Source organism: Micromonospora sp. M71_S20 (assembly GCF_003664255.1).
Classification (GTDB): Bacteria; Actinomycetota; Actinomycetes; order Mycobacteriales; family Micromonosporaceae; genus Micromonospora.
Genome location: NZ_RCCV01000001.1, coordinates 4549734 through 4570649 on the forward strand (window position 1 = coordinate 4549734; position 20916 = coordinate 4570649).

18 protein-coding genes are annotated in these 20916 nt (G+C 74.4%); 7 read left to right on the forward strand and 11 right to left on the reverse strand.

What is annotated here, in order from left to right:
* Positions 1-131: 131 nt before the first annotated feature.
* On the forward strand, positions 132-1154 hold the full coding sequence (locus tag DER29_RS19500; protein WP_121398632.1) for a LacI family DNA-binding transcriptional regulator: 1023 nt from the start codon (positions 132-134) through the stop codon (positions 1152-1154).
* A 202-nt stretch (positions 1155-1356) separates the two neighbouring features.
* Here the strand turns inward: DER29_RS19500 and DER29_RS19505 are convergent, their stop codons facing one another.
* A complete protein-coding gene (locus tag DER29_RS19505) occupies positions 1357-2178 on the reverse strand; it encodes a peptidylprolyl isomerase (protein ID WP_370040176.1) in 822 nt (273 codons plus the stop codon).
* A 105-nt stretch (positions 2179-2283) separates the two neighbouring features.
* Complete coding sequence (locus tag DER29_RS19510) at positions 2284-3627, reverse strand: D-alanyl-D-alanine carboxypeptidase family protein (protein WP_233599944.1); 1344 nt, start codon at positions 3625-3627, stop codon at positions 2284-2286.
* Between the two features lie 276 nt (positions 3628-3903).
* On the opposite strand from DER29_RS19510, the gene DER29_RS19515 reads away from it, so the two are divergent.
* The 3 genes from DER29_RS19515 (at position 3904) to DER29_RS19525 (ending at position 5940) form a co-directional block, all read left to right on the forward strand.
* A complete protein-coding gene (locus DER29_RS19515) occupies positions 3904-4236 on the forward strand; it encodes a cupin domain-containing protein (protein WP_121399346.1) in 333 nt (110 codons plus the stop codon).
* 104 nt (positions 4237-4340) lie between these two features.
* Positions 4341-5033: a YwiC-like family protein gene (locus DER29_RS19520; RefSeq protein WP_233599946.1), complete on the forward strand. Its 693-nt coding sequence runs from the start codon at positions 4341-4343 to the stop codon at positions 5031-5033.
* Between the two features lie 178 nt (positions 5034-5211).
* Positions 5212-5940 (forward strand): class I SAM-dependent methyltransferase, encoded by a 729-nt coding sequence (locus DER29_RS19525; RefSeq protein ID WP_121399348.1) that lies wholly within the window; start codon positions 5212-5214, stop codon positions 5938-5940.
* Between the two features lies 1 nt (position 5941).
* Here DER29_RS19525 and DER29_RS19530 read toward each other — a convergent pair whose 3' ends face one another.
* Entirely contained in the window at positions 5942-6682 is a 741-nt protein-coding gene (locus DER29_RS19530; RefSeq protein WP_121398633.1) for a MerR family transcriptional regulator, read from the reverse strand.
* Between the two features lie 177 nt (positions 6683-6859).
* Here DER29_RS19530 and DER29_RS19535 point away from each other — a divergent pair, with 177 nt between their 5' ends.
* The gene (locus DER29_RS19535) at positions 6860-9133 is read left to right on the forward strand and encodes an excinuclease ABC subunit UvrA (protein ID WP_121398634.1); all 2274 of its coding nucleotides are present in this window, start codon (positions 6860-6862) and stop codon (positions 9131-9133) included.
* Between the two features lie 225 nt (positions 9134-9358).
* On the opposite strand, the gene DER29_RS19540 is transcribed toward DER29_RS19535, so the two are convergent.
* Complete coding sequence (locus tag DER29_RS19540) at positions 9359-9778, reverse strand: protein-tyrosine phosphatase family protein (protein ID WP_121398635.1); 420 nt, start codon at positions 9776-9778, stop codon at positions 9359-9361.
* 148 nt (positions 9779-9926) lie between these two features.
* The gene (locus DER29_RS19545) at positions 9927-10550 is read right to left on the reverse strand and encodes a helix-turn-helix domain-containing protein (RefSeq protein ID WP_121398636.1); all 624 of its coding nucleotides are present in this window, start codon (positions 10548-10550) and stop codon (positions 9927-9929) included.
* A 79-nt stretch (positions 10551-10629) separates the two neighbouring features.
* Here DER29_RS19545 and DER29_RS19550 point away from each other — a divergent pair, with 79 nt between their 5' ends.
* Positions 10630-11649 carry an NAD(P)/FAD-dependent oxidoreductase gene (locus tag DER29_RS19550; RefSeq protein ID WP_121398637.1) on the forward strand — a complete coding sequence of 340 codons (1020 nt, stop codon included), beginning with the start codon at positions 10630-10632 and terminating at the stop codon, positions 11647-11649.
* A gap of 143 nt (positions 11650-11792) precedes the next feature.
* Here the strand turns inward: DER29_RS19550 and DER29_RS19555 are convergent, their stop codons facing one another.
* Positions 11793-12035: a MazG-like family protein gene (locus tag DER29_RS19555; RefSeq protein WP_121398638.1), complete on the reverse strand. Its 243-nt coding sequence runs from the start codon at positions 12033-12035 to the stop codon at positions 11793-11795.
* 190 nt (positions 12036-12225) lie between these two features.
* On the opposite strand from DER29_RS19555, the gene gdhA reads away from it, so the two are divergent.
* Positions 12226-13563, forward strand: coding sequence for an NADP-specific glutamate dehydrogenase (gene gdhA, locus DER29_RS19560; RefSeq protein WP_121398639.1), 1338 nt, complete (start codon positions 12226-12228; stop codon positions 13561-13563).
* Positions 13564-13600: 37 nt separating this feature from the next.
* Here the strand turns inward: gdhA and DER29_RS19565 are convergent, their stop codons facing one another.
* The 5 genes from DER29_RS19565 to DER29_RS19585 all read right to left on the reverse strand — a co-directional run bounded on the left by DER29_RS19565 (position 13601) and on the right by DER29_RS19585 (position 20815).
* On the reverse strand, positions 13601-15415 hold the full coding sequence (locus tag DER29_RS19565; RefSeq protein ID WP_233599948.1) for a substrate-binding and VWA domain-containing protein: 1815 nt from the start codon (positions 15413-15415) through the stop codon (positions 13601-13603).
* Positions 15416-15506: 91 nt separating this feature from the next.
* Complete coding sequence (locus DER29_RS19570) at positions 15507-16784, reverse strand: serine/threonine-protein kinase (protein WP_121398640.1); 1278 nt, start codon at positions 16782-16784, stop codon at positions 15507-15509.
* A gap of 252 nt (positions 16785-17036) precedes the next feature.
* A complete protein-coding gene (locus tag DER29_RS19575; protein ID WP_121398641.1) occupies positions 17037-17678 on the reverse strand; it encodes a hypothetical protein in 642 nt (213 codons plus the stop codon).
* A 13-nt stretch (positions 17679-17691) separates the two neighbouring features.
* The gene (locus DER29_RS19580) at positions 17692-19470 is read right to left on the reverse strand and encodes a DUF4012 domain-containing protein (RefSeq protein ID WP_121398642.1); all 1779 of its coding nucleotides are present in this window, start codon (positions 19468-19470) and stop codon (positions 17692-17694) included.
* 121 nt (positions 19471-19591) lie between these two features.
* Complete coding sequence (locus DER29_RS19585) at positions 19592-20815, reverse strand: glycosyltransferase family 4 protein (protein WP_121398643.1); 1224 nt, start codon at positions 20813-20815, stop codon at positions 19592-19594.
* Positions 20816-20916: the final 101 nt, after the last annotated feature.

The following is a 20916-nucleotide window of genomic DNA, read 5'->3' on the forward strand; positions in this document are numbered from 1 at the left end:
TAGAACCGACCTGCCGTGTCGTCAACCCCCGATCGTGGGGCAAGATGGGCCGGTGGAGCGGCCCCGCCGTTCCGGACGTTTTTCGGTGGTGACGGGTACGGTCGGTCTTCCGACCGGTGAAGGAGACGCGGGTGGACGGCGACGACGGGCGCAGGATCACCATCACCGCTATCGCGCGGGAGGCCGGGGTCTCGGTGCCGACCGTGTCACGGGTGCTCAACGGGCGCTCGGACGTGGCTCCCGGCACCCGCGAGCGGGTGGAGGAGCTGCTGCGCCACCACGGCTACCAACGCCGCGGCAGCCGCACGGTGAGCCACGTCGGCCTGGTCGACCTGGTCTTCAACGACCTGGACAGCCCCTGGGCGGTGGAGATCATCCGGGGGGTCGAGGACGTCGGGCACGGCGCGGGCGTCGGCACGGTGGTCTCCGCGATCCACCGCCAGTCGACCGCCGCCCGGCAGTGGTTGCAGAACCTGCGGGCCCGCGCCACCGACGGCGTCATCTTCGTGACCTCGCACCTGAGCCCGCCGCTGCACGCGCAGCTGCGCCGCCTCAACGTGCCCGTGGTCGTGGTCGACCCGGCCGGCGTGCCCGCCACCGACGTGCCCACCGTCGGGGCCACCAACTGGGCCGGCGGGCTCGCCGCGACCGAGCACCTGCTGTCGCTCGGGCACCGGCGGATCGGCTTCGTCGCCGGGCCGACGCACCTGCTGTGCAGTCGGGCGCGTCTGGACGGCCACCGGGCCGGGCTGGAGGCGGCCGGGGTGCCGGTGGAGGACCGGCTGGTGCACCCCGGCGACTTCTACCACGCCTCGGGCTTCGCCGCCGGGACGGCGCTGCTCGACCTCGACGACCCGCCGACGGCGATCTTCGCGGCCAGCGACCAGATGGCCTTCGGCGTCTACGAGGCCGTACGCCGCCGGGGGTTGCGGATCCCCGACGACGTCAGCGTCGTGGGCTTCGACGACCTGCCGGAGGCCCGCTGGGCCTCACCGCCGCTGACCACCGTCCGGCAGCCGCTGGTGGAGATGGGTCGCCTGGCCGCCCGCACCGTGCTGCGGCTGGCGCAGGGCGAGGCCATCGACTCCCCCCGGGTGGAACTCGCCACCAACCTGGTCGTCCGGGACAGCACGGCCCCGCCGCGCCGGCCGTGACGGCCGTCGTGCCGCCCGCCGCCCCTCGGCCGCGCTCCCGGTAGCGTTCCGGAACTTCCGGTCGGCCGCCGCCCGCGTGGTCGCCGGCCTCACCGCCCGACCGGCCCGAGGTTCCGGCCCGCCACGCCACTCCCCCGGTCGCCCGGGGCCGCCCCGGGGTTCCGGGGCGACGCCACGGACGGCGGGATCACCGGCTTCGGGCTCAGCGGTGCTGGTGGTGGTGCCGGACCGCGCGCCGGATGTCCACCGGCAGGGCGGGCGCGCCGTCGACCGGCGCGGGATCCTCGACGGTGGGGGCGATGCCGCCGGCGGCGATCCGGTCCAGGGTGGCCAGGCCGGCGGCGTCGATCGAGCCGAAGACGGTGTAGTTGGGGCGCAGCGCGGAATCGCCCTGGACCAGGAAGAACTGGCTGCCGTTGGTGTCGGGGCCCGCGTTGGCCATGGCGAGGGTGCCCCGGGCGTAGAGCCGGCGCACCCCGGTCGGGTCGGTCGGCGCCGGCGGCAGGTCGGTGGGCAGCTCGTCGGCGTAGCGGTAGCCGGGACCGCCGGAGCCGGTCCCGGACGGGTCACCGCACTGGAGCACCCGCAGCGTCGGGTACGCGGTGAGCCGGTGGCAGGAGGTCCGGTCGTAGAAGCGGTGGCGCACCAGGTGCAGGAAGCTCTGCACGGTGCAGGGGGCGGCCTCCCGGTCGAGGGTCAGCCCGATCGGCCCCTGGTTGGTGCGCAGCGTGACCCGCACCGTCCCCCGGTCGGGGGTGCGCCTCGGGTCGGGCGGCAGCGGGACCGGCCTGGCGGCGGGGTCCTCGGGCGTCTCCGTGTAGGCGCATGGGCCGGGCGTGATCCGGGCACCGGCGGAGGCGTCGGCCGGGGCTCCGGCGGGCGCGGCGACCGCGGCGGCGCCGCCACCGGTGACGAGCGCGCCCGCGACCAGGGCCACCCCGGCGAGGCGGGACAGCGTACGGGCCGGCCGGCGGCGCGCCTCGATCGACGGCGGGACGGGGTGCGGTCGGGGTTCGCTCGACACGGGGATCCTCCTGGGCTCGTGGCGCCGGAAAGACCGGAGTCTATGGATCCCGTCGTCGCTTGTCGATCCGTCCCGCCTCCACCGAGGTCAGGGAAGGGTCCTCCCTCACCGACGCCGGGCCGCCCGGCGGCGCCAGAGCAGCGCCGTTCCCAGCAGCCCGACCGCCGCCGCCACGAGCGCGGCCACCGGCCACCGGGCGACCAGCCCGTCCTCGAGCGGGCCGCTGGCCGCGGCCGGGCGCGGGTCGCCGGTGGCGGCGAGCACGGGCGGCGAGGGGGCCGCCGAGGCGGTCAGCTCCCCCGGCTCGACCAGCCGGCCGACGGCGGCGTCCCGGGGCAGCGAGAAGCCCCAGTCGAGCAGGGCGGCGCCCTGCTCCCAGCCCCGCGCGGGCTGCGGCTCGGCACCGAGCAAGGTGACCACCAGCCGCCGCCCGTTGCGCTGGGCCGCCCCGACGTACGTGTGCCGGGCCAGGTCGGTGAAGCCGGTCTTGCCGCCGAGCGCGCCCGGGTAGCGGTAGATGAGCTGGTTCTCGTTCTGGATCTCGAAACTCTTGGTCCGCTGCGCCGGCTGGGCGGGGATGCGGTGCGTCTCGGTCAGCGCGTACCGGCGGAACGTCGGGTCGGCGAAGCAGGCCCGGGCGACCAGCGCCAGGTCGTACGCGCTGGTGAACTGGCCTCGTCCGTCGAGGCCGGAGGGGGTCACCGCGTGGGTCTGGAGGGCGCCGAGGCGGTGCGCCTCCTCGTTCATCGCCCGCACGCCGCCGGCCATCCCGTCCGGCCCGCCGCCGAGGCGGGCCAGCACGTTGGCCGCCTCGTTGCCGGACTGGAGCAGCAGTCCGAGCCAGACGGTCTCGATCCGGTACCGTCCGCCGGCGACCAGCCCGACGGCCGAGGAGCCGGGTTCGATGTCCATGTCCCCGTCGGTGACGGTGACGACCTGCTGCGGGTCGAGTCGGGGCAGCATGGTGGCCGCCAGCAGCAGCTTCTGCACGCTGGCCGGGGTGCCGTACTCGTGCGGGCCGCAGCCGCCCAGCACCTGGCCGGTGTCCAGGTCGGCGACCAGCCACGAGGTCGCGGTGACCGCCGGCGGGCGGGCGGCCCCCGCCGGGACGACCAGACCGGCGGTGTCGAGCGCCGGGCCGCCCACGGCCCGCTCCTGCGGCACCGTCGGCGGCGGCGACGGACGGGGCGGCCGGGACACCCTGGGCGCGGGCGCCTTCGGGCAGGGCACGGACGCGACGACACCGGGCGCGGAGCCGGCACCGGGCGCGGGCGGCACCGCGCCGGGCGGGGACGCCACGACACCGGGCGCGGGAGTCGCGGACGCGATGACGCCGGGCGCGGATGTCACGAGGGCGGTGGGACCGGCCGGGCCGGCCGCCGCGGGGACGGGAGCGCCGGTGCCGAGGAGGACGGCGGTCGCCGTGGCCGCCAGCAGCCGAACCTTCATGCCCCGCACCCTAGTCGGCGGAGTTCGGGGCGCGGGCCGGGTTCTCCAGGCCCAGGCTCCCAGGCGTGCCGGAGGCGTGGCCGGCTCACCCCCCGTCCGACCACGTCCGGCGGCGCGGACCACTCCGGTTCCGGGATTATCGGCCCTGCCGCGGGACCCGGCCGGGACGGAAGCTGGAGAATGAAAGCGGTAAACGATCTTCCGGTTTGCGTGCCGGGCGGCGCCGTACCGGCGTCCCCGCCCCGCGGGCCGCACGACACCGACGAAGGGACGACCATGGAAGCCCTCTCGCTGACCCGCCTCGCCGACGAGCAGCTCGCCGCCGCGCGGGAGGCCGACAGCGGACGCAGCGCCCGTTCCCTGCGCCCGGGCCGGGACCGCCGGCTGCGGCAGACCCTGCTCGCCCTGCGCGGCGGCCGGTCCCTCGACGAGCACGACAGCCCCGGCGAGGCGACGCTGCAGGTGCTCGTGGGGCAGGTGCGCCTGGTGGCCGGGGACGAGTCCTGGGCGGGCGACGCCGGCGACCTCGTGGTCATCCCGCCGCGGCGGCACGCGCTGCACGCCGTCACGGACGCCGCCGTCCTGCTCACCGTGGCGCCGCGGCCGTGAGCACCGTCCCGGCCCGTCGTCACCGCCCGGTCGTCGACCCGGCCGGACGGCCCACGGCGGGCGCCCCGGGCCACGCTCCGAGCCGGGGCCGGTCGCCGGGGTGGGTGCCGCCGCAGCACGGCGCGTGGGCGATGCTGCTGCTGCCCTTCCTGACGGCGCTGACCGTCACCGGCCCGCACCCGCTGCACCTGCCCCTGCTCGGGGCCGCGCTCGCCGGATACCCGCTGTCGTACTTCGGGTTGCAGGCGGTCAAGACCGGGCGGATCCGCCGGGTACGACCGCACCTCGTCGGGTACGGCCTCGCCACGGTCGCGCTCGGCACGCCGGTGCTGGTGGCCCGGCCCGCGACGCTCGCCTACGCCCCGCTCTTCGCGGCCCTCGCCGCCGTCAACGCCGCCTACGCGCGCTGGCGCCGGGACCGGGCGTTCGTCAACGACCTCGCCTTCGTGGCGCAGTGCGGCCTGCTCGGCCTCGGCGTCGCCACGGTCGCCGAGGTGCCGTGGACCAGCGTGGCCGGGGTGACGGTCGTGGCACTGGGCTACCTGGTCGGCACCGTCCTGCACGTCAAGACGATGATCCGCGAGCGGGACAGCGTCCGGTACCGGTGGGTGTCGTGGACGTACCACGCCGCCGTCGCGGTCGCCGCGGCGCTCTGGGCGCCGGCGCCGGTCGCCGTGGTCTTCGCGGGGCTGCTCGCCCGGGCGGTGCTGCTCGCCGGGCGCCGGGTCGCGCCGACGCGGGTGGGCCTGGTCGAGACGGCCTGCGCCCTGCTGGTGCTGGCAGCGGTGGCGCTCTGACCCCGACGGGGCGGGGCGCTGGCCCGGCCTCCACCGGTCCGCGTCGACGGTAGGGCTCCCACGGGCCGGGACGCAGCGCGTCGGTTGGCTCACAAGCCGTTGCCTCCGGCGTCGCTCACCGACTAGAACCGGGGAACGATCGCCCGGACCTCCCGGCGACGGTGGCGAGGTGATGGCCGTGGCTCTGATCTCCTACGACGACACCGACTCGGCGGCCTTCGCCGCGACCCGGGAACTGCCGCGCAGCGGCCTGGACCGGTGGCGGCACGCGGTGCAGCAACACCTGCGGCCGCGTACCGGCACCACGGTGCTCGACCTCGGAGCCGGCACCGGCGCCTGGGCCGCCGCCTTCACCGAGTGGTTCGGCGCCCGGGTCGTGGGGGTGGAGCCCGCCGCGGCGATGCGCTCCCGCGCCAGCCACCGGCCGCTGCTCGCCGGCGACGCGGTCGCCCTGCCGCTGCGCGACTCCGTGGCGGACGCCGCGTGGCTGTCCACGATGGTGCACCACATCCCCGACCTCGACGCGGCGGCGCGGGAGCTGCGCCGGGTGCTCCGCCCGGGTGCCCCCGTGCTGATCCGCTCGCCGTTTCCCGGCCGCCACCAGCGGATCACGCTGTTCCGCTGGTTCCCGGAGGCGGTACGGGTCCTCGAGACCTATCCGGACCTGGCCCGGGTGCGCGCGGCGTTCGCCACGGCCGGGTTCACCGTCAGCACCGTCGAGCCCGTCGCGCAGACCACGGCGGCGTCGCTGGCCGAGTTCGCCGAGCGCCTCGACCGCCGTGCCCACACGCCGCTCCAGTCGATCACCGACGAGGCGTACGCCGACGGCCTGGCCCGGCTGCGGGCCGCGGCCGGCGCGGCGAGCGGCCCGGTCGTCGACCATCTCGATCTGCTGGTGCTGCGCTGAGTCACCCGGGCAGGGCCGGGTCGCGGTGCCGCAGGTAGTCGTAGAGCGCCGCCGAGGCGCGCAGTCGTCGCAGGCTGCGCCGGTGCAGCTCCTGCTCCCGCTTGGCCAGCTCCGCGTGGACCCGCTGGGCGCTGCCGGTGGTGCGCATCTCGCCGAGCACGGCCGCGACGATGTCGAACGGGTACGCGCCCCGGCGCAGCAGCGCGACGACCTGCGCGGCGCGCAGCTCGGCCGCGTCGTACACCCGGTAGCCGGTGCCGCGCTCGCGGACCGGCCGGAGCAGGCCGCGCTGCTCCCACAGCCGTAGCTGCGAGGTCCGGACGCCGACCAGGTCGGCGACCTCGCCGATGCGGGCCCCGCGCCGGGGCGCCGGCAGGACGGCCGCCGGGCTGGTCACCACGGTCTCGAACGCGCCGAGCACCCGCCGGATGTCGGCCCGCTCCCGGTCCAGCTCGGCGTGGCCGGCGTCGAGCGCCGCCAGCGCCGCCGCCAGGTCGCCCCGGTGCACCGCGGCCATGACCTCCCGGGTACGCGCCCAGCCGTGCCCCTCGGCCATCCGCCGGAGCACCGCCAGCGCCCGCACGTGGTCGTCGGTGAAGACGCGGTAGCCGGCGGGGGTGCGCTCGACCGGCGGCAGCACGCCGAGGTCGACGTAGTTGCGCACCTGCTGGACGGAGATGCCGGCCGTCGCCGCGACCTCCGCCCCCCGCCACCGTCCGGCCCGTCGTCCCGCATCCGCCACCGGGCCACCCTATCTGTCTCCACGTGGTTTGAGACTTTCCACCCTGCTTCGGGCGGCTGTTGCCGCTCACCGATGTGAAACCCTCCACGGGCGGTTGAATGAGACGATTGAAGGCGGCCTGGCCCCCGTAGATGTACCTCGGGCGGGACTCCGCCCACGATCTCGCGAAGGGTTCGCATGCAGCAGCCAGCACGGTCCGCCGCCGACAGTCACGACATGATCGAGGTACGCGGAGCCCGGGAGAACAACCTCGCCTCCGTCTCGGTCGACATCCCCAAGCGCCGGCTGACCGTCTTCACCGGGGTCTCCGGCTCCGGCAAGTCCTCCCTGGTCTTCGGGACCATCGCCGCCGAGTCGCAGCGCCTGATCAACGAGACCTACAGCGCCTTCCTCCAGTCGTTCATGCCGAACCTGAGCCGCCCCGACGTCGACTCGCTGCGCAACCTGAGCGCGGCCATCGTCGTCGACCAGGAGCGGATGGGCGCGAACTCGCGCTCCACCGTCGGCACCGCCACCGACGCGTACGCGATGCTGCGCATCGTCTTCAGCCGCCTCGGCACCCCGCACGTGGGCGGGGCCGGCGCGTTCAGCTTCAACCTCGCCGAGGGCATGTGCCCGACCTGCGAGGGCCTCGGGCGGGTCTCCGACCTCGACGTCGACGAACTGGTCGACCGCGAGCGCTCGCTCAACGACGGCGCGATCAAGGTACCCAACTTCGCCGTCGACTCGTGGTACTGGCAGACCATCGTCAACTCCGGGCTGTTCGACCCCGACACCAAGCTCCAGGACTACACGCCGCAGCAGTGGGAGGACTTCCTCCACAAGCCGTCCACGAAGATCAAGGTGGGCAGCAACAACTGGACGTACGAGGGCCTGGTGGTCAAGGTGCGCCGGCTCTACCTGGCCAAGGACCGCGAGTCGATGCAGGCGCACATCCGCGCGTTCGTCGACCGGGCGGTCACCTTCACCACCTGCGCCGACTGCGGCGGCGCCCGGCTCAACCAGGCGGCCCTGTCCGCCCGGATCGCCGGGCGCAACATCGCCGAGTGCTCGGCGATGCAGATCAGCGACCTGGCCGCGTTCGTCCGCGCCGTCGACGACCCGTCGGTCGCCCCGCTGATCGGCAACCTGCGCGACCTGCTCGACTCGCTGGTCGAGATCGGCCTCGGCTACCTCAGCCTGGACCGCGAGTCCGCCACCCTCTCCGGCGGCGAGGCGCAGCGGGTGAAGATGGTCCGGCACCTCGGTTCCAGCCTCTCCGACGTCACGTACGTCTTCGACGAACCGACGGTCGGCCTGCACCCGCACGACATCGCCCGGATGAACGACCTGCTGCTGCGCCTGCGCGACAAGGGCAACACGGTGCTGGTCGTCGAGCACAAGCCCGAGACGATCGCCATCGCCGACCACGTGGTCGACCTCGGGCCCGGGGCCGGCACGGCCGGCGGCAGGATCTGCTTCACCGGTGACGTCGCCGGGCTGCGCCGCTCCGACACCCTCACCGGCCGGCACCTCGACCACCGCGTACGCCTGCGCGAGGACGTACGCCGGCCGACCGGCCAGCTGTCGATCCGCGACGCCGACCTGCACAACCTGCGGGACGTCAGCGTCGACATCCCGCTCGGGGTACTGACCGTGGTGACCGGGGTGGCCGGCTCCGGCAAGAGCTCACTGATCCACGGCTCGCTGCACCGCCGCGACGGCGTGGTGGTCGTCGACCAGTCGCCGATCCGGGGTTCCCGGCGCAGCAACCCGGCCACCTACACCGGCCTGCTGGACCCGATCCGCACCGCCTTCGCCAAGGCCAACGGGGTCAAGGCCGCGTTGTTCAGCGCCAACTCCGAGGGCGCCTGCCAGACCTGCAAGGGCATCGGCCTGGTCTACACCGACCTGGCGATGATGGCCGGCGTCGCCTCGGTCTGCGAGGGGTGCGAGGGGCGGCGCTTCACCGACGAGGTGCTCACCTACCGACTGCGCGGGAAGAACATCAGCGAGGTGCTCACGATGCCGGCCACGGAGGCCCGGGACTTCTTCCCCGGCGGCGCCGCCCGGGCGATCCTCGACCGGCTGGTCGACGTCGGGCTCGGCTACCTCACGCTGGGCCAGCCGCTCAACACCCTCTCCGGCGGCGAGCGGCAGCGACTCAAGCTGGCCATCCGCATGGCCGACAGCGGGAGCACGTACGTGCTGGACGAGCCGACCACCGGCCTGCACCTGGCCGACGTGGACCAGCTGCTCGCCCTGCTGGACCGGCTGGTCGACGCCGGCAACACCGTCGTCGTGATCGAGCACCATCAGGCGGTCATGGCGCACGCCGACTGGCTCATCGACCTCGGGCCGGGGGCGGGGCACGACGGCGGCCGGATCGTCTTCACCGGCACGCCGGCCGATCTCGTCGCCCACGGCGACACGCTGACCGCCCGTCACCTCCGCGAGTACGTGGGCCGCTGAGCCCACCGGCCGGACGGAGCCGACCCTCCGGACGCCGCACCGGGCCGGGTCACCGGCTCGGTCACGTCCGACCCCCCGGATACGCGTCGCCCTCGGTCACCCGGGTCACACCCCGGCTGCCTACCGGGGGCGGTGCCCCGGGTTGCCCGCCGGGCGGTCAGCGTCCCGACACGGGGACTTGGCGGCCACGTGGTCGGCGGTGGCGACGACCTCGCGGATGGTGCGTCAGGTGAGGCGGCGCAGCCAGCGACGCTGCCAGGGCGTCTCCACGGCCCGCGGGCGGTAGGTGGCGCGCACCCAGTCCACGGCCCGCTCGGGCGGCAGCCCGTCGAGGATCGCCAGCGCCGCCAGCGCGGTGCCCGTACGCCCGGTGCCGCCCCGGCAGGTCACCTCCACCCGCTCGCCGCCGTGGGCGCGGCGCAGCGCCTCGGTCAGCGCGTCGACCGCGTCCGCCCGGTCGACCGGAACCCAGAAGTCGGGCCATCGGATCCGCCGGTGCGGCCAGGCGGGCGCCGGCCCGGGCGCCAGCAGCAGGGCGAAGTCGGCGGGCGACGCCGCGTCCGCGATCCGCCGCCCCCGCACCTCCACCCCGCTGGGCAGTACGACGACACCCGACTGCTCGCCCCACACCCGCCCATCACCCATCCCCCAATCCTCCCCCGCTCACCCGCTCACCCGCTCACCCGCGTCGATCATGAGGTTAGCGGCGATGTCGATCTCCACCAGTGCCGCCAACCTCATGATCACCGGAGGTAGGAACCGGGGGCGGGTGGGGTGGGAGGGGTGGGGTGGGTCAGTTGGGAGCGGGGGGTGGGGGTGGGGGTGGGGGTGGGGGTTGGGTCCTCGGGCGGGCGCGTAGGTGGGCGCGTTCGCCCTGCCTGCCGAAGAGGCTGAGGAACTCGACCGGCTCGGTGTCGGCCGACCCGAACCAGTGCGGTACACGGGTGTCGAACTCCGCCGCCTCTCCCGGCGTGAGCACGAGGTCCTGGTCGCCGAGGACGACCCGCAGCCGCCCGTTGAGGACGTAGAGCCACTCGTAGCCCTCGTGGGTCTGCGGGTCGGGCTCCGCCCTGCGACCGCCGCCCGGGATCACCAGCTTGTACGCCTGGATGCCGCCGGGCCGGCGGGTCAGGGGCAGCATGGTCATCCCGTGGCGGGTGACCGGGCGCAGGTGGATGCGCGGGTCGCCGGTGGACGGGGCGTCGACGAGTTCGTCGAGCGTGACGCCGTGCGCCCTGGCCAGCGGGAGGAGCAGTTCGAGGGTGGGCCGGCGGGCGCCGGACTCCAGCCGGGAGAGCGTGCTCACCGAGATGCCGGTCGCCGCCGACAGGTCGGCCAGGGTGGTTTCCCGCTGCCGGCGCAGCGTGCGCAGCCGGGGCCCGACCGCGCCGAGCGCCTGGTCCAGGTCGTCGTCCATGCCGCCATCTTGCCACTATGGCAACAATGTTTGCCACCACGGCGGCTGCGGTCGCATCGTGGTCGCGGGAGGTGGTCACGTGACCGATCGGTTGGACGGCAGCTACGACGTGGTGGTGATCGGGGGTGGCGCCGCGGGGTTGAGCGGGGCGCTGACGTTGGCGCGGGTGCGGCGGTCGGTGGTGGTGCTCGACGCGGGCGCTCCGCGCAACGCCCCGGCCGAGGGCGTGCACGGGCTGCTGGCCCGCGAGGGGATGCGGCCGGCCGAGCTGCTGGACCGCGGCCGCGTGGAGGTCCGAGGCTACGGCGGCCGGGTGGTCACCGGCGAGGTCGGCGCCGTGGCTCGCGACGACGGCGGCTTCACGGTGACGCTGGCCGACGGTCGGACGGTCCGTGCGCGCCGGCTGCTGGTGGCCACCGGGCTGGTGGACGAGCTGCCGGACGTCCCGGGCCTGCGGGAGCGGTGGGGCAGGGACGTCCTGCACTGCCCGTACTGCCACGGCTGGGAGGTCCGCGACCGGGCCATCGGTGTGCTGGCCAGCGGTCCGCTGTCGGTGCACCAGGCGTTGCTGTTCCGGCAGTTGAGCGCCGACGTCACGTACTTCGGCCACACCATGCCGCCGCTCACCGACGAGCAGGCGGAGCAGCTGGCGGCCCGCGGCATCGCCGTGGTGGACGGCGAGGTGGCCGCCCTGGAGATCGTCGACGACCGCCTCGTGGGCGTACGGCTGGGCGACGGCACGCTCGTGCGCCGCGAGGCGCTGGCCGTCTCGTCGCGGATGATGGCGCGCGCCGGTTTCCTCTCGGCGCTCGGGCTGCGCCCGGCGGAACACCCGGCGGGGATCGGCGAGCACGTCCCCTCCGACGCGACGGGCCGCACCGACGTGCCCGGGGTGTGGGTCGCCGGCAACGTCACCGATCCGGCGGCCCAGGTCGGTGCCGCCGCGGCGGCCGGAGTGTTCGCGGCGGCCCAGATCAACGCCGATCTGGTCGCCGAGGAGACCCGACGGGCCGTCGCCGCCCACCGCGACCCGCTCTCCGGGAGGTCGGAGGCGGCCCTCTGCGAGCAGGTGGTGGGCGACCGTCGCCACGGCCTGTGACGTCGCGGCAGGCGCCGGCTGGGCCGCCGCGCCGGAAGCACGGCGGCCCAGCCGGGACCACGGCGGCCCAGGTAGGAGGCGGCCAGGCGGGGAGCGCGGTGGCCCAGGCGGGAGCACGGCGGCCCAGCCCGGAGCGCGGCGGTTCAGGCGGGAGGCGGTCCGACGCGGGCGCGGGCCTTCCTGGCGCACGCGTCGAGCACGAGACGGGAGTCCAACCCGAGGCTCTCGATGGCGACCAGCGCGGTGTACGCGACGTCCGCCAGTTCCGCCGCCACGTCCTCGCGGCTGTGGGTGACACCCTTGCGCGGGTTCTGACCGAGCAGACCGATCCAGGCGCTCGCCGCCTCCCCCGCCTCCTCGGTCAGTTTGAGGATCCGGCAGGTCATTTCGGTCTGCCCGGTGCCGTTGGCGGCGTCCGACCAGCCGCGCGAGGCCCGGACCGCGTCCCAGATCTACTCGTCCACGGAACCAGTCAACCGGACGGAGGTCACGGTCCGTATCGCGGGACGGTTGGCGGGTAACCGGGTCCGGGTGGTAGCAACAGGGACTACCAGCGCAAGCGAAGGGACGTGTCGTATGCCGGAGACCGTGGAGACGGTGTTCACCAGCGTGGTCGCCCGCAATCCGGGCGAGCCGGAATTCCACCAAGCGGTACGCGAGGTGCTGGAGAGCATCGGCCCGGCGCTGGCCCGACACCCCGAGTACGCCGAGGCGCGGATCATCGAGCGGATCTGCGAACCGGAGCGGCAGGTCATCTTCCGGGTCCCGTGGGAGGACGACCGCGGCCGGATCCAGGTCAACCGGGGCTTTCGGGTGGAGTTCAACAGCGCCCTCGGCCCGTACAAGGGCGGGCTGCGGTTCCACCCGTCGGTCTACCTCGGGATCGTGAAGTTCCTCGGCTTCGAGCAGATCTTCAAGAACGCGTTGACCGGGCTGTCGATCGGTGGCGGCAAGGGCGGCGCGGACTTCGAACCGAAGGGGCGCTCGGACCGGGAAGTGATGCGGTTCTGCCAGAGCTTCATGACCGAGCTGTACCGGCACATCGGCGCGGAGACCGACGTGCCGGCCGGGGACATCGGCGTGGGTGGCCGGGAGATCGGCTACCTGTTCGGCCAGTACAAGCGGATCACCAACCGGTACGAGTCCGGGGTGCTCACCGGCAAGGGCCTGGCGTACGGGGGCGCGCAGGTGCGCCGGGAGGCGACCGGCTACGGGGCGGTCTTCTTCGCCGACGAGATGCTCAGGCAGGTCGGGGACAGCCTGGACGGCAAGCGGGTCGTGGTCTCCGGGTCCGGCAACGTGGCGATCTACGCGATCGAGAAGGTGCACCAGCTCGGCGGGAAGGTGGTCGCCTGCTCCGACTCGTCCGGCTACGTCCTGGACGACAAGGGCATCGACCTGGAACTGCTGCGGGAGCTGAAGGAACAGCGCCGGGCCCGCCTCGACGACTACGCCCGGCACGTGCCGCACGCGGTGGCGGTCTCCGGCCGTACCGTCTGGGAGGTGCCCTGCGAGCTGGCGCTGCCGTGCGCCACGCAGAACGAGATCGGCGGCGCGGAGGCCGCGGCGCTCGTGGCCGGCGGCTGCGTCGCGGTCGTGGAGGGCGCGAACATGCCCACCACGCCGGAGGCGGTCCGCATCCTCGGCCGGGCGGGGGTGCGCTTCGCGCCGGGCAAGGCGGCCAACGCCGGCGGGGTGGCGGTGAGCGCGCTGGAGATGCAGCAGAACGCCAGCCGGGACTCGTGGACGTTCGCCGAGTCGGAGCAGCGGCTGCGCGGGATCATGCGGAACATCCACGACCGCTGCTGGAGCACCGCCGAGGAGTACGGGCTGCCCGGCGACTACGTGGCCGGGGCGAACATCGACGGGTTCCGCCGGGTGGCGGAGGCGATGCTGGCCCACGGCCTGATCTGACCGGGCGGCCGGCCCGCCGTCGACGGGGTCCGGCGGCTCAGAAGCTGCTGACCAGCTTCACGAACGCCTCGTCGATCATGGCGGGGTCGGTGGCGTCGAACGCCTTGCCCGACGACGCCTTGGCGATCCGGTCGAGCGTGTCGAACTGCGAGTCCTTGTCGAAGGCGATGCAGAAGACCTTGACCGGACGCCGCGGGTCCAGGGCCACGTCGGCGAGCAGCCGGTTCAGGTCGTTGTCCCGGGCGTACTCGTTCTTGCCGTCGGTCAGCACGACGACGGCGTTGATCCGGTTCGGGTCGTACCGGTCGAGCAGCTGCCGGTGGGCGGCCCGGACCGTCGCGTAGAGGGCGGTGTCGCCCGCGACGTGCAGGCCGGCGATCCGGTCGTTGATCCGCTTCTGGTCGAAGTCGCCGAGCCGGACCTCCTCCCGGTACGGGCCTTCGGGCCGCTTCGGCGTCTCGGAGGAGAACGACCAGAGCCCGACCCGGTCCTCGGAGTTGAGCAGCGCGAGCCCCTTCTTTGCCGCCGCCGAGGCGACCTGGAAGCGGGTGCTGTTCCCGACCCGTTTCTCCATCGACCCGGAGGTGTCCAGCGCGATCAGGATGTTGGCCTTCTTGCGCAGCGTGCTCCAGCCGCTGAGCATCGCCTCGACCACCTCCGGGTTCGGCGGATCGAAGTAGGACAGCCCGCCGTCGGGCTCGGTACCGACGCTGGCGAGCAGCTCCGCCGAGGCCTGGCGTTCGTGGTCCCGGAAACCGAGGCGGGCGAAGCTCTTCTGCTGGGGTTCCGCGGTCAGGAACTTCAGGAAGTCGTCCGCCGCCGCGCGCTGCCGTTCGTCGGCGGAGGGGAGCACCACGAACGGGTGGTCCAGGTTGAAGGTGCCCTCCTTCGGGTGTACGGCCACCAGCGGGACCTTCGGCCGGGGGCCCCGCTCCTGGCCCTCCTGCCGCGGGCTCAGCCCGCCCTCGTTGTAGAGGTGGACCAGCTCCTCCTGCATGACGATGGCGCTCATGTCGCCCGTGCCGGCGCCCGTACCGGTCAGGTCGGCCTCGGCGAGGTCGCGGAGCAGCTCCACCGAGTCGTCGCTGTAGTGCGACACGTTGGCCTCGATCTGCCGGACGAACCGGGTCACCTTCGGGTCCGACAGGTCCGACTTGGTCAGGTCGCTGGAGCGGTTCGCGGCGGCGTAGTAGGTGGCGATGGTCGCCGCCAGCCCTGAGGTGGAGAGGTTCGGGTTGTCCTTGCCGAAGGTGAAGCGGCCCCACTCCGGCCTGCCGAAGCCCGCCCAGCCCTGCCGCCCGGAGAGGCCGAGGATCTCCCCCCAGCCCAGCGGCCCGCGCCCGCGTACCAGCTCGCCCTTCGGCTGCGGCATCGCGATGACCAGCGGGCTGTTGGCGATCGGCGGGTACCGGTCCGGCGTCTGCAACGGCCGCCCGGCGGCCTCGTCGAGCAGCCGCAGCTGGCCGGTCCACAGGCTCGACGTCGGCAACCAGACCTGCGGCTCCGGCAGGTTGGTGCCCCTCCAGCCGGCGGCGAGCGCCTCGGTGGCCTTACCCGAGTTCAGGGCGCTGACGTGCACCTGGGCGCAGCCGCCGCCCTCGAGCGTCCGGTCGCTGTCGTTGTACCGCGCGGCCAGCTCGACCAGCAGCGCCGCCTTCTCGGTCGAGGAGTTGACGTCCAGGCGGACGGCGCAGTCGGCCCGGGACCGGTCGCTGCCCGCGTCCTGCTGCCGCACGAGCACGAACGCCCCGCCGATGACCAGCAGCCCGGCGGTGACGGCCGCGGTGTACGGCAACCACTGTCGTGCACGCGACGGGGCTGGGGCCATGGCGATGTCCTCCTCGGCGGTCAACTGGTGGCAGTCAACCTATCGGTGCGGCGCCACCGGCGGTGCCCGACCCGGCGGCCGGGACGCCCACCCCCGCCCACCTGCGCACCCTCGGTCAGTGGCGGTCGGAGCGGTCGCCGAGGGCCGTCGCGACCAGCAGCCGCACCGCGTAGACCACGACGAAGGTGGTCGCCCCGGCGGCCGCGGCCGCGTCCACCGTGCTCGACGCGACGTAGCCGGCCGCGGCGCCGACCGAGCCGAGGAAGATCGCGGTCGAGATGCCCCAGGCGTCGGTCGACTCCCGGCGGAGCCGCCGCCCCCAACCGCCTTCCGCCTGGTCGGCGGGCGCGGAAGCCGTGGACGGGCTCTGCTGCTGTCGCACCGGTTCCGGCCGGGCCGCCGGTGCCGTACCGACTCGGGTCGGCGCCGTCGGTTCCGGCCGGGCCGGCGGCGGATCCGACGCGGTACGGGGCAACGGCAGCGGCTGGTTCGGCGTCGCCGCGCCGGCGGTCTCGTTGCCCAGTTGGAGCACGGTGTCCCGGCGCAGCGGGCCCGCGTCCCGGACGTTCTGCCCGAGCAGCCGCATCAGCACCTGCTCGGCCTCCGGCCGCTCCGCCGGCTCCTTGGCCAGGCACTGCCGGATCAGCTCGTCGAGGCCCGGTGGCAGCGCGGGCAGGTCGGGCGGCTCGTTGAGCACCCGGTGCATCACCGCGAAGAGCGAGTCGTTGCCGAACGGTGGCCGGCCCCCGGCGGCGAAGGCGATGGTGGCGGCCCAGGCGAAGACGTCGCAGGGTGGCCCGACCGAGTCGTTGCGGAACCGCTCCGGGGCCATGTACGCGGTGGTCCCCATCACCCGGCTGGTCACCGTCTCGGTGACGCCCAGAGCGCGGGCGATGCCGAAGTCGATCACCCGGGGGCCGTCCCGGCCGAGCACCACGTTGTCGGGCTTCAGGTCGCAGTGCACGATGTCGGAGCGGTGGATCGCGGCGAGCGCGGTGGCCGTACCGACGGCGAGCCGGTGCAGCGCGTTGCCGGCGACCGGGCCCTGCTCGCGGACGTGCCGGTAGAGGGTCGGGCCCTCGATGAACTCGCTGACCACGTAGGGTCGTTCGCCGTCGACCTCGGCGAAGAGCACCTGCGCGGTGCAGAACGGCACGACGCGGCGCGCCGCGGCGATCTCCTTCATGAACTGCGACCGCGCCCGCAGGTCACTCAGGTCGATGTTGATCATCTTGACCGCCACCCGGTGGCCCTGGTCGTCCTCGCCGAGGTAGACCACCCCCTGGCCGCCCGCGCCCAGCCGGCCGACCAGCCGGTAGGGGCCGGCGGTCACCGGGTCGTGCGTCCACAGTGGCGCCAGCCCCGGCACCGGCGCGTCGGCCAGTCCTGTCATCCCGACTCCATCGATGTCGTGTCCCCGACCACCCGGCGGCGGAGGACACGGTCATGGTGCCATGTCCCCGCCTTCCGGCCGAGGGTGCCCGGACGGCCGGCCGACCTCGCCGGGCAGGGCGCGGCAAATCGGACGGGCCGGCGGGGTGGGGCGGGGCGAAGCGGCACGGGACGAGCTGGCGCCCGTCGGAGGTCTCCGACGGGCGCCAGCCGTTTCGCGGTGTCCGGGCCCTGCCCGGAGGGAGTTTCACCGTCAGCGCGCGGCTCCCATGCCGAAGCGGTGGCGCTTGCGCCAGACCAGCGACAGCAGCAGGAGCACCGCGCCGGCGCCGACGAGGCCGCCGCCGAACTTCATCGGGGTGCTCAGGCTGTCGCCCGTGACGGGTAGCGGCGGCGCGTGCTTCTTGAGCACGGTCAGCGTCGCGGTCGCCACTCGGTCGAAGGTCTGGCCTTCGGCCCGGAAGGTGTACGTGCCGTGGTGACGCGGCGTGTAGGTGGTGCGGAAGTTGCCGAGAGCGTCCGCAACGACCGTCAGGGTCCTGGGGCTCGGCTGGGGCGCCCGCTGGAACGAGACCGGCGCCATGGCGACCATCTCGCCGTTGCTGCGGCGCGCCTGGTCGGCGCCCGGCACGGCGGCGGCGAGCGGCGACGTGCTGACGGTGATGATCACCGTCTCGCCCGGCCCCCAGCCACTGCCGATCAGGGTGACGGTCTGTCCGACCACGACGGTCGGCGGGCTCACCGCGAGCGTCGGGGTGCCGCCCGGCGGGTAGACCGGTGGCTGTGGCGTTCCGGTGCCGGGCGCCGGCTGCGGCTGGGCCGCCCCCGCTGCGGTCGGCGCGGCCAGCACGGCCATACCGACCGTGAGCGCCATGATGATGCGGGATAGCCGCATGATTGGTTCCCTCCTACTGATCACAGCTTGGTGCGGAAACAACTTGGGTGGTCCATGGGGTGGCGGTGGGGGTCAGCCACAGCTCGGCGGTGCCGACGCCGGTGGTCGCCGTCAGGACGGTGACCTCCAACGTGCGGGAGTCCCCCGGGCCGACCTCGACGTTGGCGGTGCTCACCTGGCGGCGCCGTTCGGTGCCGCTGCCCACCGCCGTCTCGACGCCGTCCAGACGGGCGGCGAGCACCGCCCCGCCGGCCGGGCTGTGCACCGACACCAACGTGCGGACGGTGTACGGGTCACCGGCCAGACCGAGGCCGAGAACCGACTCGCTGAGACCCGACTTCGGCGCCGACGAACGCAGGGTGACCCGGAGCCGGAGCTCCCGGCGGCCGTCGGGTCGACAGTCGCCGACCGCCAGGGTCGCCGACGGCCGGAGGTAGTAGCCGAGCTTCGCGCCGCTGCCGTCGTTGAGGAACACGCCGACCGTCGGCACGGTGTCCTTCTCCGGAAGCGCCCCGGCCATCCGGCTGTCGCCGATCTTCCGTTGCTCTTCGTGTCGGGCACTCCAGAACAATATCCGGCGTTCGGTGACAGCACGGTCAAATGAGGACAATAACGCCTTCGGGTCTACTTTCTTCGTAACCAGGGCGTCGAACACGGCGGCGGCGGAGGCGGCGAAGAAGGCGTCCTGTTTCTCGTTGTCCATCCGCTGGTAGCTGTCGCTGAGCATCGTCTGCACGACCTTCTCGGCGGCCAGCGGGACACCGCCGGGCACCATGACCGGGCCGGTGGCCTTGAGCAGGTACGACAGCACCACCGGGTCGACGGCGAGCACGCCGTCCACGGTGGTGCCCGTACGCCGCCGGAACATCTCCCGGTAGAGGGCGGCGGCGGTCGGGAAGTGCGGGGTGAGGTTGACGTCGGCCGGGTAGATCCCGGGCAGGTCGGCCCAGAGGCTGCGCACCTCGGCGGGCACCTTCAGCGGCGGCTGGAAGCGGCCCAGCGTGCTGCTGCTGCCCTGCCGACCCATCCGGACCCGGCCGTCGGCCGCGTGGATGACGGCGTACGCGCCGATCATGCCGCCGGTCGCGCGCAGCTCGGCGGGATTCTGGGAGACCACGAGGTAGGTGCGGGGGCCGTCGGCGCCCAGCAGCGGCGGAAGCAGTCGGGTGGCCTGGTCCGCGGCGGCGGTCAGGCCGGCCAGCCGGTCGATCTCTCCCCGCAGGTCGCCGAGCGCCTGGCGGACCTGGGCGACCAGGCCGTCGGTGGGCACCGTCGCGAGGCTGTCCCGGGCGCCCTGCACCGTGGCGTTGACCCTGGCCAGCTCGGACGACAGGGTCCGCAGTCGACCCACGTCCAGCCGCCCGCCCGCCGGCACCAGGCTGGTCAGGTCGGCGCGCAGCAGCGGCGGAAACGCCTGCCGGGCCAGGTCGTCGATGGCCACCGAGATCTGCCGGATGGCCGCCAGGTTGTCCCCCGCGTACGGGGTGTGCCGACCGAGCCACCAGCCGGGGTCACCGGTCGCCGCCCGGGCGCTGCCGGACTGCTGCTGGAGCGCCGCGAGGGTGCGCTGCGCCCTGGCGGTGTCACCCCCGACCACCTGGGCGCTGAGCTCCCGGGCCAGGCCGGCGGCGTTGAGCAGGTGGGCGCGGGCCTGCCAGCCCCGGAAGCCCACCCAGCCCCCGGTCAGCAGCAGCAGCGAACCCACCACGAGGGCGGCGAGCAGGGCCCGGCGCAGTTGCCGCCGCCGGCGGGAACGACCACGCCGTCGACGCGGTCTCGCGCTCTCCGTCACACCACACGTCCTTCCTGGGGAACGGAGCAGCGGACCCCGTTCCGCTGCCGTCCCCCACTGCTAACGATCGTTTTCACCCGGAGATGACGCACTTGACCGGTATGCGAGCCCCGCTCACCGTTCACCGGGCGCCGGGGCGCCCGGCAGCCGCCTCGTACAGCAGGCGTTCGATCCGGTCCACGCCCGCCGACATCGACATCTCCCGCAGGTACGCCTCCCGGCCACGCCGACCCATGTCGGCCCGGGCGGGTGGCGGGATGGTGGCGGCCAGCCAGAACCGGTCGGCCAGGCTCGCCCAGTCCCCCGGCGGGCAGGAGAGCCCCGCCCGGGCCCGCTCCACCAACTCGGCGGTGTCGCCGCCGGCGGAGGCCACCACGGGCGCGGCGCAGGAGAACGCCGCCTGGAGCTTCGCCGGCAGGGTGCTGCGCAACTCGGGCAGGTCCCGCAGCATGACGAGCTGGTAGTCGGCGGCGGCGTACAGCTCCGGCATGTCCGGCGGAGAGCGCCGCTCGACGAAGCGCACGTTCTCGACGCGCAGGTCGGCGGCGAGCCCCCGCACCCGCCGCTCGTCCGCGCCCGAGCCCACCAGGACGAGGTCCACCGTGTGGTCCAGTGCCGCCGCCGCCCGTACCGCGGTCTCCAGGCCCTGTCGGACGCCGATGGTGCCGGCGTGCATCACCACGCAGCGCTCGTCGCGCCGGACCAGCCGGTGGGCCGCACGGCTGGGCCGGGCCGGATGGAAGATCCGCTCGTCGGTCCAGTTGAGCACCACCCACACCCGGGCCGGGTCTGCTCCCGCCGCGACGACCCGGTCGCGCAGCGACGGCGCGGCGACCGCGATCCCGTCGGCGGCCCGGTAGACACGCGCCATCGCGGCGGCGATCCTGCCGGCCCACCGCCCGTTCTCGGCCCCGACCGGCTCGTCCTCCGCCCAGACGTCCTGCACGTGCACGACGGTCGGCACCCGGCCCAGCAGGCGGAGCAGGCCCGCCGCCGCGAAGGCGTTCGCCGGCGGCAGGTGGACGTAGAGGGCGTCGACGTCGGCCAGGAACGACCGCCCGGTGACCGCCGCGCTGCCGGCGAACGACAGCTGACCGGCCATCCGGCCGCGGAGCGAGCCTTCGCCGGCGGAGTAGCGCGGGACCCGCCGGACGGTCAGCCGCTCGCTGCGGGTCTCGTGCCGCCAGCGCTGCCGCCAGCCCGGGTAGACGTGGCCGCCGGGATAGTCGGGGAAGCCGGTCAGCACCTTCACCTCGTGCCCCCGGACGGCGAGCTCCTCGGCCAGACTGCCCGGGATGAACGCGGGCTCGGGCGGGAAGTGGTACGACAGGATCCCGATCCTCACCGCCCCGCCTCCGTCCGGTGGGGACTCCTCGGCGCGGCACCGTGACGTGGACGCGTCCGGTCCGCGTACGATGCCGACATCCCCTCCACGTCCGGCCGGTC

Coding starts and splice junctions, on each gene's coding strand:
- DER29_RS19535 (WP_121398634.1), top strand. CDS start 6,860: ATGCAGCAGCCAGCACGGTCCGCCGCCGACAGTCACGACATGATCGAG.
- DER29_RS19545 (WP_121398636.1), bottom strand. CDS start 10,550: ATGGACGACGACCTGGACCAGGCGCTCGGCGCGGTCGGGCCCCGGCTG.
- DER29_RS19575 (WP_121398641.1), bottom strand. CDS start 17,678: ATGCGGCTATCCCGCATCATCATGGCGCTCACGGTCGGTATGGCCGTG.
- DER29_RS19555 (WP_121398638.1), bottom strand. CDS start 12,035: ATGACCTGCCGGATCCTCAAACTGACCGAGGAGGCGGGGGAGGCGGCG.
- DER29_RS19510 (WP_233599944.1), bottom strand. CDS start 3,627: ATGAAGGTTCGGCTGCTGGCGGCCACGGCGACCGCCGTCCTCCTCGGC.
- gdhA (WP_121398639.1), top strand. CDS start 12,226: ATGCCGGAGACCGTGGAGACGGTGTTCACCAGCGTGGTCGCCCGCAAT.
- DER29_RS19540 (WP_121398635.1), bottom strand. CDS start 9,778: ATGGGTGATGGGCGGGTGTGGGGCGAGCAGTCGGGTGTCGTCGTACTG.
- DER29_RS19515 (WP_121399346.1), top strand. CDS start 3,904: ATGGAAGCCCTCTCGCTGACCCGCCTCGCCGACGAGCAGCTCGCCGCC.
- DER29_RS19570 (WP_121398640.1), bottom strand. CDS start 16,784: ATGACAGGACTGGCCGACGCGCCGGTGCCGGGGCTGGCGCCACTGTGG.